Here is a 14,162-nt window from a genome sequence, read left to right as displayed (position 1 = left end):
CACTTCATCCCCAACGTATGATCGTGCGCAGCATCGATTCCTTCCCCTTGACCCGCAGCAGCAGGCTAGGCACTTGCACCCCGTAACGACGCGAGACCCCTTGATCTTGAAGCTCGATCGATTCCGCACCATCGAACAGCATCACGAACGCTTGATCACGAACCCGCAGCCGAATTTCTCCATCACACCGCTCTACTTCGACCTCCGGCGCTAACATATAAGAGGCTACGAGACAAGGCATAGATCGCCCCGCATCCTCGATCTGTTCGAACGTATCTACGATTTCGAGCTCCGCATTACGCAAGGTGAATACTCTCCGGTGGATGACGCCGCATTTCTGCACATACCCTAGATGACTCCCTGCGAAATAATCCGTCCGGAAGTCTTCACAACGCGCGAAGCTCTGCTCGCGCATCAGAAATAGATTGCACTCATCGAAGTCGTTCTGCTCATATCCGTCTGCTTGTACGGTGTTATGCACCTTCGTGCTTCGGAACACATTACGCATGCGATAATCCGCCGTGTAGACATAGGATCCTGGATCCACGATGAGATCTTGGCCGGCGGCATGCAGCACGAAGCTTAACTGATCATTATGACTATGCGCCCCATGTCCATGGAACGACAGATCGCCGCAGCGAATCAGACAGTAAGCATTCGCATTTCGCAGCACGTAATATCCGCCATCAGGAAAGGATACAGATTGGAGCGGCACGCTTGCCTCTACGTTTGGCTTCACGTCGCCAGCAATCCACTTCGCATCTTCTTGTTCGAATCGTCCCGCATCACGGAAATCATCCCGATCGAAATACTCCCCTGCGACAGCGAGCAAATGGCGGAAATCATCCCGAACCCAGCTGCCGTAACACGATACGATCAGCAGTCTGCCATCATCCGCATCACCGATGAGCGGTGTCAGGCCATCCGGCTTCATGATCTGATGTAGGAAATCATGCATCTTTTCAAGTCTTGCTTCATATTCCTTCGTGAACGTGACGCCATTGCGTGCGCACCAGATCGTCGGGATCAGGAATAATTCCGCTACTAATCGATGATAGGAAGTGGAAGCCTCATAGTTCGATCCGTCGGGGTTTACTTGCACGAACATTTCCCGCTCCATTTCGCGGCAGCCGTATTCGAGCCAATTCCGAGGATGATTCCAGCCGGATTCCTTGGTATCAAGTACAAAATCTCCAAAATAAAGCCCGAGTGCAACCAATCCAACCAGATTGGATAGATAGTGATTCCCGGTATGCTCCCCTTCATTCTCGAGATTCCTCATAATGAACAATCCATGGCGATAGAGTGAAGCGTTCAGCTGACTCCAGAACTCTCCGCTAAGCAGCGGACTATCTTGGAAAAAATAGATTGCTGCGATCCAGTTCACCGCCCGGATGGCCACATCCATCGTGCATGTCCAATTGACGCTCATCTCGACCGGGTTCTGACGGATCCAATCTTCGATTTCAGCTTGGAACTCTAGCGAATATGTCTCATCTTGCGTAAGCCAATAGGCTTTTCCTAACGTGAAAAAATGCTGACACCGTGAAAGCTCCCAAGGGATTTTCACATCTGCAGCATTATCTAAATCGACGATCTTCATATGTTTGTAAAATGTAGGCGGGAATCGAAATCCGGCCTTAAAATCCTCATGCCATGGAAGTGAACCACCTAAATAACGTTCACCTGAACCGAGCAGATTGAAACGGTGTGCACAAATTCGATCGGCATCCTGAATAATTTCCTGGTCACGTCCTGTATTCATAAGAACCTTCACATAGCGCTCACGATCCTGTGGATCGAATAAGAAGCGACTCGTGCTTCGGAATTCCCGGAATGCCTCTGGCTGAAGGGTCAATGGGGTCCATTGAATCCGATACCGCCGATAGACGTGCTTCGTCTCCCGAGCAGCCTTGCCGGCGATCATCTTTACCGCCGCTTGAATCGGCATTCCCCTTAGCTTCCGCACCTTCTGCATCAAGGTGGACATATCGACTCACACCCCAACCTTGATCCGGGACTGGTCCGTGAAGAAACCTCTCGTATCGATAACAATCTTTTCTTGCAATAGATCCCGGTCAATTCCTTGGAAGGCCTCATGATTCACGAGCAGCACCACGATATCCGATTTACGGATCGCTTCTTCCGAACCCGTCAGGCAGATATGCTCCGATTGCAGCGATGCTGGCAGTGCCTGAATATGCGGTTCCACAATATGAATCGTTCCGAGCTCCATCCGCGAGAGATGCTGTACGATTTCTAGCGCAGGACTCTCACGCAAATCATCAATATTGGCTTTAAAGGATAACCCTAAACAAGCAATAACAGGAGACTTCAATCTTCTAGCCCGTTCCGCAATTTTCTCAATCACATAGCCAGGCTTATAATCATTGACAATCCTCGCGGTATGTATCAATCTGGCCTGCTCTGGCGCAGCATCGACGAGGAACCACGGATCAACTGCGATACAGTGACCGCCGACACCCGGACCCGGCTGAAGAATATTGACCCTTGGGTGATGATTGGCGAGCCGTATCATTTCCCATACATTAATATCAAGATGATCACAGATCAGCGACAGTTCATTGGCGAATGCAATATTCACATCTCGAAATGAATTTTCGGTCAACTTCGCCATCTCGGCGGTACGTGCATTCGTCTCCAGAATCTTCCCGCTAACGAATTGTCTGTAGAACAGAACCGCTCGGTTCGTTGATGGACCATCGACGCCGCCAATAATACGATCATTCTCAACCAATTCGCGAAGAATTTGTCCGGGCATCACCCGTTCTGGGCAGTGCGCAACATAGATGCGCTGCTGAATAGAATGCACCGCTTCTGATATATTCAGATCCGTTCGTGCTTCAAGAATCCAATCGGTGATCTTCTCTGTCGTACCAACTGGACTCGTAGATTCCAGAATGACCATGTTCCCAGGGCGTACATAAGGAACGATGGATAACACAGCTTGATGAACATAGGATAAGTCCGGCTTTTGATTGTCTTGAAAAGGAGTCGGAACCGCCAAGATGAAGACATCCGCCTCTTCCGGTTTCGTCGACACTTGCAGTTGACCGCTCTGTACAGCGGCTTTCACCATAATATCAAGGTCTGGCTCATAGATATGAACCTCGCCTTGGCTGATCCGATCAACGGCATGCTGATTCACATCAACGCCATGGACATGGAATCCTTTAATGGCGAGCAAACTCGCCGTCGGAAGTCCAATATAACCTAACCCAACCACACATACCTTCTCTACCATTCGGAGACCCTGCCTTATGTACAAATTTTAGAAAGCATCTTTCGTTCCAACCAATACTCTTACGGTTTTGAGGAGAATCAAGAGATCAAAGCGGATGGATTGTTTACGAATATATTGAAGATCCAGTTCTACCATCTCTTTGAACCCGAGCTGATTCCGGCCGCTAACCTGCCAAAGACCCGTACATCCAGGGATGACGGTTAAACGCTGCAAATCATATGATGTGTATTCATTGACTTCACGCGGAAGCGGTGGACGAGGGCCAACCAAACTCATTTCCCCTCGTATAACATTGAATAATTGGGGTAGTTCATCGAGACTCGTTCGACGAATAATGCGCCCAATCGGGGTCACCCGTGGATCATTTTTCATCTTGAACATCGCACCCTGAATTTCATTCTTGTGCAGCAGATCCTGCTGCTTCGCTTCCGCATCCCTGACCATGGATCGGAACTTATACATCTCAAAGGACTTCCCATCCTTGCCGATCCGAATCTGCCTATAGATACCGGGCGCTCCCGGCTCTTCGACCTTAATCAGAATCCAGAGAAGGAGCAGTAGCGGCGAAATAACAATACATGCGGTACAAGACAAAATCACATCCATGGCCCGCTTCATCATGATAAATAACTGATTATTAGCCTGCTTATGTACTTGAAATTGAACTTCGAGATCCCCCTGCCGTTGCGGCAAACTCACGACCTTCACACCTCTCATTGTACTCGTCCTTGCTTCTCAGCCTGCAAAATCCGATCCAATTCCTTTAGCAAATCCAGTCTGAGATCCTGCTCACGTAATGCAAAATCGACCGTTGTTACGATAAAGCCCAGCTTCTCACCAACATCAAATCGATCCCCGATGAACTCATAGGCAATCGTACCCTGAAGCAAATTCAGCTGCCCAATCGCGTCCGTCAGTTGAATCTCCCCTCCATACCCAACCTCTTGGCGTTCCAGAAAATTAAAAATCTCCGGCGTTAAAATATACCTGCCCATAATCGCCAGATTCGATGGCGCCTCGCCAGCCGCCGGCTTCTCCACAACCCTCTGAATGGAATAGGTACGCCCGCTCGCATCCAGCACATGCAAGGGATCAATAATGCCATAACGATGCGTCTGATCCGATGGAACAGGGCCCACCCCTAGTACTGATCGTCCATACATCTCATACTGATCCATCAATTGTCCGATACATGGATTCTCCGATCGAACAATATCGTCTCCAAGCAGTACAGCGAAAGGTTCGTTACCGATGAAATTACGGGCACACCATACGGCATGGCCTAATCCTTTGGCTTCTTTCTGCCGGATATAATGAATCTCCACCTTCGATGATCGCTGTACCTGTTCGAGCAAATCCAGCTTCCCTTTTTCAAGCAAATTATTCTCGAGCTCGTACGCGTAATCGAAGTGATCTTCAATCGCCCGTTTTCCCTTGCCTGTCACAATAATAATGTCTTCGATGCCCGAAGCGATGGCTTCCTCAACGATGTACTGAATCGTTGGCTTATCGACGATCGGAAGCATTTCCTTGGGCATTGCTTTCGTCGCAGGCAAAAATCTCGTCCCGAGCCCTGCTGCTGGAATAATCGCTTTTCTCACTCTGCTCATTTGCGTATCCTCCACCTACCAATGATCTTCATACGTATCAACCACCTACGAACTCGCAGATCGACACATGAGCTATAGGGTCCGTAACCCCATAACTCATACTTCCATCACGAAGTATGATAACGGGCATTCAACCCGGCCTCACACCACACCATCGACGATGAACGTCTAAGGTACTTTTGTACCCACAGCATGACCGAGTGCCTACCGTGATAGAGGTGCAGTAGGCATGACCTTAGGCGGTAACTCATTGTTCTTGCAGACCGTAATAGTAATAAGGATTCGCCTCAGATTTATGGAATTTCTTATTATTTAGAACAACACCCAGGAGATGCGCTTGAACATGCATAAGCTTCTCTTTGACCTTCAGAATATGCTCTCGCTTCGCTTTTCCCGCCATCACGACGAGAATAACACCGTCACTTACAGCAGAGATGACTAGTCCGTCAGCCACTGCCATTACAGGTGCCGTATCAATGAGAATCAGATCATATTCTTCTTTCAGTTGCTCAATCAGCTCGTTGAACTTACCAGATGACAACAATTCTGCCGGATTGGGGGGAATCGCCCCTGAAGGGATGATCGATAAATTCTCAATCGATGTCAGGCGCACCGTTTCATGATATGGACATTGATTCGCTAATATGTTTGACAGCCCCATTTTGTTCGTGATGTTGAACATGGCATGCAGTGAAGGGTGTCTTAAATCCCCGTCGACGAGAAGCACCTTTTTCCCCTCATGCGCATATGCAACAGCCAGATTACTAATCGTCGTGGTCTTACCTTCGCCTGCCAGTGTCGAAGTGACTGCCATCACTTGCAGTTCATGCTTCCAGCTAGAAAATTGAATATTGGTACGGAGACCACGATAGGCTTCAGCTATAGGTGATCTTCGATTAATGTCCATGATTAATTTCGATTCATTGGCTGATCGTCGCATATTGCTGCTCCCCCACTTTATTTTTCCCTTTGGATCGCACCCTCGTTCGGAGATCGCGTTTGCTCATTCGTCCGATCGTCCCTAATGTAGGCATCTCCAGGTAACGCTCGACATCATAGTCGGTTTTGATTGTATCGTCTAAGTATTCAATGAGAAGGACAATGCCCACCGCGATCAACAAGGAAGCGACAAAGGCGATGGCCATATTCAATTTAATAAGCGGACTCACGGGTGCAGGGTCTGTCTGAGGGCGTGCTGTATCGAGAATGGAGATGTTGTCAATTTTCATAATCTTGGGGATCTCTTCTTTGAACACCTGAGAGACTGCATTCACGATATTCATCGCTTGCACATAAGAGGTGTCACGTAGTTGAAGGGTAATAATCTGTGAGTTTTGTGTCGTAATCACTTTCATGCGATCTCTTAAGTCCTGTGCAGTCACCTGAAGTTCTGGATGCTGCATTACGACCTGATCCATAATTTTGCCGGAGCTTAAAATCTCTTTATAGGAATTAATCAACATAATGTTCGAATTAATCTCATTGATATCGAGGGACGGTTTGCCTTCTGCATCCAGATTGGATTTATTCACAATCAGCGTACTGGATGCCTCATAGACTGACTTCATCCAATAAATACTGTATACGCCCGCTGCCGCCGTACAGATAACGACCGTCAATAGCAGAAACCATACCCTTTTCCATAACATGCGTATCAATAATTTCAGTTCCATGATTCATCCCTCCACCTTGGCTAGATTTCATCCATGTGCTGCTGCTCAGTCAGAGCATTGACATTCGCTGTAATGATCTCCTCCCCCCGAATCAGGCGAGTCGCATTGGATCGCAACTGTGATAGATAGGTCACGCTTGAACATTCCACAACGATTTTGCTTCCTTCTCGCATATAGAATTTCCGACGTACAGGATCATGTGCATCCGATGCGATAAAATGAGCCCATTGCCGCTTACAGATCCATTTCGCCGTATCCTGTATTTTCTGGCCAAAATAGCCAACAAGCGACTGTGTCGTAACCTGCAACAATACGCCATGCTCCAGCCAATTCTGTAACATCGCGGGCTGTTTAATAATCTCGTAATTTCTTTCTGGGTGTGCAATAATGACGTGAATATGATGTCGATTCATATAAGCGAGGAATTCCATGAAGTAATCTGGAACAAGTCTGGATGGCAATTCAACGAGTAAATAAGAGGTGCCTGCCAACGTCTGTATGCGGCCTTTGCGGTAGTCTGTGCGATAATTCTCGGTGAGGCGGAACTCTTGCCCCGGCAGAACCGTCAACGGAATCCCTTGCTTTTTCAGCTTGGCGTTCAAGAGACGTACGGCCCGTTTGATTTTGGAAGACGCATTACTGTATTTTTGGGTCGCATGATGGGGGGTTGCAATAATCGTATGTATCCCTTGCTTGACAGCAGCTTGTGCCATGCGAAGTGAACCCTCTGATGTCTTCGGTCCATCATCACAATTCGGCAAAATGTGACAATGCGTATCGATCATACCTCTCACCTGATTCCCTATTTTTGCGACTATTTCACTAATGCACAGCTGTCAGAAATATAGTAAAATGATATTCTAGTGATCCGATGACACACTTCGTAACAATGTGCTATATAATTGATGAATTCGCTCTTGCTCAGGAATGATTGATCTTAGATAGTCATGGAGTAATTTACTTAAGAGGAGCCTCTCAGCCTCAGTCTGAAGCAGCGTAACGCCGTATTCGTACAAGTTCTCTTCTTCAGTCCTCCACTCAACAGCGCCCCTCAGTTCCAAATGAACCTGAAGTATTCGCATTTCAATTCGTAATTCATAGTGGGACTCTACAGGGAACTTGAGGTGCGAGCAAATTCGCAATCCTGAAGGACTCATGTGGACGATAAGCACGGGATGTGCATTGCTCTTCACAGGCTCGCCATTTACGGCTTCAATACACAATTGGCCGATCAGAGGTGGGATGAGCCGAAGTCTGATATTCTTTCTTCCAATAGGTTTTTGTTTATGTTGCATACACCGTTTCCTTCTTTTATTCATGGGAATGAGCAGGATTAACCTAGCTTAAAAAAGGGAATAATGCTACTTGTTGTTTCAAAACATCGCTTTACGATACAATTTGTATCATGGATGACACTATTAATTTACGATACAATTTGTAACATGTCAAGCGTTTTTTATCGTTGTCGATTTTAGATTGCATAGCATCCTTGGGGAGGAAAACATATGAAAAACGGGAATCGAATCTCAGAACTGCGGGAGCAAAAAGGGTGGACGCAAGAGGAGTTGGCAACGATGATCGGCATCAGCCGAGCAGCACTGTCACACTATGAGAAGAACCGCAGAAAGCCAGATTTTGAGACGTTGACACAGCTAGCCGATCTATTCCAGGTCTCCATCGACTACCTCATCGGTAGAACGAATACCTCACAGCATGTTCTAGATCCTGAAATCGAACACTTTACGGAGCAATTAGAGCTCTCCGATTCGGAACTCTTAGAACGATTTAATCTAACTATCGATGGACAACAATTAACGGATGATGAAGCCCGTCGCTTCATCGCATTTGTTCGCGCCGAACGTATGATGAAATCATAAGAAGAAAACATAACAATCCTCAATCAAGTGAATGAAATCTCTCGCCATTCATTTGACTGAGGATTGTTCGTTTGTTAAGAGGGATCTAGCAGCACACGCTTCTGAGTGATCTCCAAGGGCCACCGTTCTTCCTCAATTCCGAGCTGATGCAGCATCTTAATGACATCGATCTCAATCTTAACCGGTGCATCCGCTTCCTTGTGAACCAATACGGTTTCAAAAGCTTGCTCTTCGCTCATACTATGTACCCTCGCTTTTTAATATATTTCTATGTATCACGTATCATCATCTGGCATCATTTTGGACTTCCTAATGAAGCACAAGCCTTATTATAAGGGAAGCGATCACAGGATGTTGTCGTTATCTGGAAGGGATGAACAGGTTTTTCATTCTTTTTTTGTCGAATCCATTTAGGTTTAGTTTAAAGTGTTAAAGTGTTCCTATAGAAGCTGTTAGAACGACTCAATTCTATACGAAACCCATACGTTTGAGCATGTGGAGGGATGGGTATGGGGCTCCAATCGCTGTTGAAATCGTGTCCACTTGAATGGATGTTATAGCGGTTTTGGACACGATTTCAAAGGCGAACGCTTCGCTTTTCCACCCCATACCCATTCTCTTTTCTGATCCTACTCCGCGTCTACTTCAACTTATGAAAACAACACAAAAAACCTCAACCCGTTCAAAACGGATTGAGGTTTCTCTATCTCGACTACACCTTCACAACTTCACGCATACTGGTCTCGAAAGCCGACATTAATGCGCTCTCGCCCTCAAGGCCTTTCGCTTCAGCCTTCGCGATGTATTCAAGCATTTTCTTATAATCCTTCGGAATGATCCGTACGAATTTCGGAAGCGTTGCATCCCAATTAGAGAGGAGCCGTTGACCAAGCTCACTGCCCGTGTAACGAACATGCTCTTCGATCATCGTACGTAATTCCTTCACTTCTTCCGTATCCTCAACACGTTCGAGCAAGACCATCTCCAGGTTCACACGGTTCACGAAGGACTGATCCGTATCGAGTACATACGAAACCCCGCCGGACATCCCGGCTGCGAAGTTACGTCCTGTAGCACCAAGAACAACAACACGACCACCCGTCATATATTCGCATCCATGATCACCGACACCTTCAACGACAACATGTGCGCCGGAATTCCGAACAGCAAATCGTTCCCCAGCAATCCCGTTAATGTAAGCCTTACCGGATGTCGCCCCGTAGAAAGCCGTATTTCCGATAATGACGTTCTCTTCTGCCTTGAATGTCGCCTTCGCAGACGGTCTGACGATCAACTTACCGCCTGACAATCCTTTACCAACATAGTCATTGGAGTCACCCTCCACGACTAAGGTCATCCCCTTCGGAATGAAGGCCCCAAGACTCTGGCCTGCCGTACCTACAAAGTTGAAACAGATCGTATCTTCCGGCAAGCCTGCCGCACCATAACGACGCGTCACTTCGCTGCCAAGAATCGTACCCGCTGCTCGATCCACGTTCGTGATCGGAAGCGTCGCTTCAACCGGCGTACCCGATACAAGCGCCTGCTCCGCAAGCGGAACCAGCTTCTTCATATCTAGCGTCAGCTCTAGACCATGATTCTGCGACTGTACGCAATAACGTTCGCTGTCCTCAGCCATTTCCGGTTGATATAACATCGATGAGAGATCGACGCCTTTGGATTTCCAATGCATAACCGCTTGCTTCGAATCCAGATACTCCGTACGTCCAACCATTTCATTCACGGTACGGAATCCGAGCTCAGCCATAATCTCACGAAATTCCTGAGCAATGAACCGCATGTAATTCGCCACATGCTCAGGGTCCCCTGTGAAGTTCTTACGCAGCTCTGGATTTTGTGTCGCAACCCCTACAGGGCACGTATCCAATTGGCAGACACGCATCATGATACAACCAAGGACGATTAACGGCGATGTTGAGAAGCCATATTCCTCAGCACCTAGCAATGCGGCAATCGCCACATCGCGTCCGTTCATCATCTTCCCGTCCGTCTCGACTACGACGCGATCCCGGAGGTTATTAATCATGAGCGTCTGGTGCGTCTCTGCAAGTCCTAACTCCCAAGGCATCCCCGCATGGCGGATCGATCCCTGTGGCGAAGCTCCAGTTCCGCCATCATAGCCACTCACGAGAATGACGTCTGCACGTCCTTTAGCAACACCTGCCGCAATAGTACCTACCCCAACTTCGGAGACGAGCTTCACATTGATGCGAGCACGTGGATTGGCGTTTTTCAGGTCATAGATCAATTCAGCCAAATCTTCAATCGAATAGATATCATGATGTGGCGGCGGCGAGATCAGACCTACGCCTGGCGTTGAACCACGAACTTCAGCAACCCAAGGGTAAACTTTACGTCCTGGCAGCTGACCGCCTTCACCCGGCTTCGCGCCTTGCGCCATCTTGATCTGAATCTCATCGGCATTCACGAGGTAATTCGATGTTACACCAAATCGGCCAGAAGCGACCTGTTTGATCGCACTACGTCTTGAATCCCCATTCGCATCCGGAATGAATCGTGCTGGGTCTTCGCCGCCTTCACCTGTATTGCTCTTCCCGCCAATACGGTTCATCGCAATCGCAAGACTCTCATGCGCTTCCTTACTGATCGAACCGAAGGACATCGCCCCCGTCTTGAAGCGGCTCATGATCGACTCAATGGACTCAACTTCATCCATCGATACAGGCGTCCCTGCATACTTGAAGTCTAGCAGCGAACGAAGCGTTAGATGCTTCTTGTTCTCACCCTGCACAAGGTTCGAGAATTTTTTATATAATTTGTAATCATTCGTGCGGCACGCATGCTGCAGCGTATGAATCGTCTGTGGGCTAAATAAGTGGTCTTCACCGTCTTTACGCCATTGATACTCACCGCCCGAATCGAGCGTTAGATCATTCGCTGTTCCTTCCTCAAAGGCACGGCGATGCGGCGCAAGCGCTTCTTCTGTAATTTCCTCGAGACCAATGCCGCCAATCCGAGAAGGCGTCCATGTGAAATATTCGTCCACGAACTGCTCTTTGAGGCCAACAGCTTCGAAAATTTGCGCTCCACGGTACGATTGAATCGTCGAGATGCCCATTTTGGATAGAATCTTCACGACACCCTTCGTCGCGGCCTTGATGAAGTTCTTCACGGCTTTCTCATGCGTTACACCGCGTAGCAATCCTTGACGGATCATATCATCGAGCGTCTCGAACGCTAGATACGGATTCACCGCACTGACACCATAACCTAATAACAGGGCAAAATGATGTACTTCACGCGGTTCGCCGGATTCGAGCAGGATGCTGACTTTCGTTCTTGTTCCTTGGCGAATTAAGTGATGATGGAGCGTCGATACGGCGAGTAATGCCGGAATTGCAGCATTCTCCGCATCAATCCCACGGTCGGACAGAATAATGATATTGTGACCTTTGGCAATGACACGATCCGCCGCTTCACACATCACTTGGAGCGCATCGCGCAGTCCATTACTGCCTTCATTCGCCAGGAAAAACATCGGAATCGTAATCGACTTAAAGCCTGGACGATGCAGATGACGCAGCTTGGCGAACTCTTCATTCGATAACACCGGGGTGCTCAGATGGATCTGGCGGCAGCTCTCCGGCTCTGGGTTAAGCAGATTGCGTTCTGGTCCGATTGTCGTTCCTGTCGCGGTGACGATTTCTTCACGGATCGCATCGATCGGCGGGTTCGTCACTTGCGCGAACATTTGCTTGAAATAGTTATACAATCGTTGTGGACGATCCGATAACACGGCCAGCGGTGCATCGTATCCCATGGAACCGATTGCTTCCTGACCAGTTGTCGCCATCGGTTCTAGCACTTTGCGCAGCTCTTCATAGCTATATCCGAAGGCAAGCTGACGGCGGTGAACGGCTACACGGTCCGGTTCAGGCATTTCCTTCGCATCCGGCAAATCCTCAAGGGCCACCAAATGCTCATCTAGCCATTCCTGATACGGGTGCTCGGCAGCGATTTGTGCTTTGACTTCCTCATCCGAGATAATGCGGCCTTGCGCCGTATCCACGAGCAACATCCGACCTGGACGCAGACGTTCCTTATAGAGAATTTGTTCTTGATCTAGCTCCAGTACGCCTGCCTCCGACGCAAGCACGATCATATCATCTTTGGTGACGACATAACGTGCCGGGCGAAGCCCGTTCCGATCAAGAATCGCACCGATCTGAACACCATCCGTAAAGGCCATTGCTGCAGGACCATCCCACGGCTCCATTAACGAGCTGTGATATTGATAGAATGCACGTTTCGCAGGGTCCATACTCTCATGATTCGACCATGGCTCCGGCACCATCATCATCGCAACATGAGTCAGGGGGCGCCCCGCCAAATATAAGAACTCTAGCGTATTATCGAACATCGCCGTATCCGAACCGTCCTGATTAATGATAGGCATAATCTTCGCTGTATCTTCACCGAACATATCCGATGCAACCAGCGTCTGACGCGCATGCATCCAGTTCACGTTCCCGCGAAGCGTGTTGATCTCCCCGTTATGAATCAAATAACGGTAAGGATGCGCCCGCTCCCAACTCGGGAATGTGTTCGTACTGAACCTTGAGTGAATCAGCGCAATCGCTGACTCCAACGCCGAATCCTGTAGATCCACATAGAAATCTCCGACTTGCTCTGTTGTAAGCATCCCTTTATAGACAACCTTACGGCAGGAGAAGCTTGAAATATAGAATGTATCCGCACCTTCGCCACCCGCATAACGGATCGCTTGTTCAGCACGTTTACGAATCACATACAATTTCCGTTCAAATGCAAGATCATCCACTGCATCAAGCGCCTCGGAACGTCCGATTATCACTTGACGCACATAAGGTTTAACTGCCTTTGCCGATTTCCCTAACTTCTCATCGTTCGTTGGAACCGTTCTATAACCTAACAGCTGCTGTCCTTCCTCTTGTACGATCGTCGCAAGAATCGCTTCATGCTTCTCCCGTAACGCTGCGTCTTGCGACATGAACAGCATCCCTACGCCATATAGTCCCGCTTCAGGAAGCGTTACACCCATCGCGCCCATTTCTCGAGCTAAGAAACGATGCGGGATTTGAATCATGATCCCTGCGCCATCGCCAGTATTTGGTTCACTTCCTTGACCGCCACGGTGCTCCATGTTCACCAAGACGGTTAGCGCTTGTCGTACAATTTCGTGCGACTTCTGACCTTTGATGTGCGCAACGAACCCCATACCACAGGCATCTTTTTCATATTGCGGATCGTATAATCCCTGTTTTGGGGGCAGGCCATTACCGTTCTGTATCATCGTAGCATCGCAACCTTTCAAAGAGTAATTGAGGTTGTTCAAAAAGTCATCTTTTGATCACGAAGAGCTTCAAGTAGCGGATTCGACATCGAATCTTGCGTTCACCTTCGAAGAGCTTACGCTTACGGAGTATGTTTCCTTCTGAAACATTTCAGGTACTCATTTAGGTTTTGCCTAAACTCCGTTCCTCCTCCTTCAGGTTCTCCCAACCTAAGCTTAGGCTTACGATGCAAGTTTTCTCCGAAAACTCATAGGTGCTGAAAATCTGATTTTTGAACATGATTTAAAGTATAAAAAACGTATACAGTCTCAATATTGTTCAATCATTGTATCACCCGCAAAAAGGTCAACACAATTTAATTCTTTTTATGGTCGTGATAAGAAAGTTTATACTATTTTCGGCAAAAAAATCTAAAGTTTGTG

The 14,162-nt window shown here is 48.0% G+C and carries 11 protein-coding genes; 1 reads left to right on the top strand and 10 read right to left on the bottom strand.

Features of this window, described 5'->3' with window-relative positions; all coding sequences use genetic code 11:
* Positions 1–4: 4 nt before the first annotated feature.
* From AC3WU2_RS20935 to AC3WU2_RS20900, 8 genes are all read right to left on the bottom strand, one after another.
* Entirely contained in the window at positions 5–1,990 is a 1,986-nt protein-coding gene (locus tag AC3WU2_RS20935; RefSeq protein ID WP_492456992.1) for a heparinase II/III family protein, read from the bottom strand.
* Between the two features lie 6 nt (positions 1,991–1,996).
* Positions 1,997–3,265, bottom strand: a complete 1,269-nt coding sequence (gene wecC / locus AC3WU2_RS20930; protein WP_492456991.1) for a UDP-N-acetyl-D-mannosamine dehydrogenase — start codon at positions 3,263–3,265, stop codon at positions 1,997–1,999.
* 27 nt (positions 3,266–3,292) lie between these two features.
* Positions 3,293–3,964 (bottom strand): sugar transferase, encoded by a 672-nt coding sequence (locus AC3WU2_RS20925; protein ID WP_492456990.1) that lies wholly within the window; start codon positions 3,962–3,964, stop codon positions 3,293–3,295.
* Between the two features lie 14 nt (positions 3,965–3,978).
* Positions 3,979–4,875: a UTP--glucose-1-phosphate uridylyltransferase GalU gene (gene galU, locus AC3WU2_RS20920; RefSeq protein ID WP_492456989.1), complete on the bottom strand. Its 897-nt coding sequence runs from the start codon at positions 4,873–4,875 to the stop codon at positions 3,979–3,981.
* 247 nt (positions 4,876–5,122) lie between these two features.
* Entirely contained in the window at positions 5,123–5,815 is a 693-nt protein-coding gene (locus AC3WU2_RS20915) for a CpsD/CapB family tyrosine-protein kinase (RefSeq protein ID WP_492456988.1), read from the bottom strand.
* Positions 5,796–6,548 (bottom strand): YveK family protein, encoded by a 753-nt coding sequence (locus AC3WU2_RS20910; protein ID WP_492456987.1) that lies wholly within the window; start codon positions 6,546–6,548, stop codon positions 5,796–5,798. Before AC3WU2_RS20910 ends, AC3WU2_RS20915 begins: the two co-directional genes overlap by 20 nt.
* Positions 6,549–6,568: 20 nt before the next feature.
* Positions 6,569–7,333, bottom strand: coding sequence for a tyrosine-protein phosphatase (locus tag AC3WU2_RS20905; protein ID WP_492456986.1), 765 nt, complete (start codon positions 7,331–7,333; stop codon positions 6,569–6,571).
* A gap of 75 nt (positions 7,334–7,408) precedes the next feature.
* A complete protein-coding gene (locus AC3WU2_RS20900) occupies positions 7,409–7,843 on the bottom strand; it encodes a hypothetical protein (protein ID WP_018757558.1) in 435 nt (144 codons plus the stop codon).
* A 210-nt stretch (positions 7,844–8,053) separates the two neighbouring features.
* Between AC3WU2_RS20900 and AC3WU2_RS20895 the strand changes: the two genes are divergently transcribed.
* Positions 8,054–8,425: a helix-turn-helix domain-containing protein gene (locus tag AC3WU2_RS20895; RefSeq protein WP_314590530.1), complete on the top strand. Its 372-nt coding sequence runs from the start codon at positions 8,054–8,056 to the stop codon at positions 8,423–8,425.
* Positions 8,426–8,499: 74 nt separating this feature from the next.
* Here AC3WU2_RS20895 and AC3WU2_RS20890 read toward each other — a convergent pair whose 3' ends face one another.
* A complete protein-coding gene (locus tag AC3WU2_RS20890) occupies positions 8,500–8,664 on the bottom strand; it encodes a hypothetical protein (RefSeq protein WP_492456985.1) in 165 nt (54 codons plus the stop codon).
* 473 nt (positions 8,665–9,137) lie between these two features.
* Positions 9,138–13,739 (bottom strand): glutamate synthase large subunit, encoded by a 4,602-nt coding sequence (gltB, locus tag AC3WU2_RS20885; RefSeq protein ID WP_492456984.1) that lies wholly within the window; start codon positions 13,737–13,739, stop codon positions 9,138–9,140.
* Between the last annotated feature and the right edge of the window lie 423 nt (positions 13,740–14,162).

This window comes from Paenibacillus sp. EB106-05-06-XG162 (genome assembly GCF_058791655.1).
Note: the sequence above shows the minus strand (reverse complement) of the source record. Positions and strands in the feature narration are given on the sequence as shown.

Coding starts and splice junctions, on each gene's coding strand:
- AC3WU2_RS20900 (WP_018757558.1), bottom strand. CDS start 7,843: ATGCAACATAAACAAAAACCTATTGGAAGAAAGAATATCAGACTTCGG.
- AC3WU2_RS20915 (WP_492456988.1), bottom strand. CDS start 5,815: ATGCGACGATCAGCCAATGAATCGAAATTAATCATGGACATTAATCGA.
- wecC (WP_492456991.1), bottom strand. CDS start 3,265: ATGGTAGAGAAGGTATGTGTGGTTGGGTTAGGTTATATTGGACTTCCG.
- AC3WU2_RS20905 (WP_492456986.1), bottom strand. CDS start 7,333: ATGATCGATACGCATTGTCACATTTTGCCGAATTGTGATGATGGACCG.
- galU (WP_492456989.1), bottom strand. CDS start 4,875: ATGAGCAGAGTGAGAAAAGCGATTATTCCAGCAGCAGGGCTCGGGACG.
- gltB (WP_492456984.1), bottom strand. CDS start 13,739: ATGATACAGAACGGTAATGGCCTGCCCCCAAAACAGGGATTATACGAT.
- AC3WU2_RS20895 (WP_314590530.1), top strand. CDS start 8,054: ATGAAAAACGGGAATCGAATCTCAGAACTGCGGGAGCAAAAAGGGTGG.
- AC3WU2_RS20890 (WP_492456985.1), bottom strand. CDS start 8,664: ATGAGCGAAGAGCAAGCTTTTGAAACCGTATTGGTTCACAAGGAAGCG.
- AC3WU2_RS20935 (WP_492456992.1), bottom strand. CDS start 1,990: ATGTCCACCTTGATGCAGAAGGTGCGGAAGCTAAGGGGAATGCCGATT.
- AC3WU2_RS20910 (WP_492456987.1), bottom strand. CDS start 6,548: ATGGAACTGAAATTATTGATACGCATGTTATGGAAAAGGGTATGGTTT.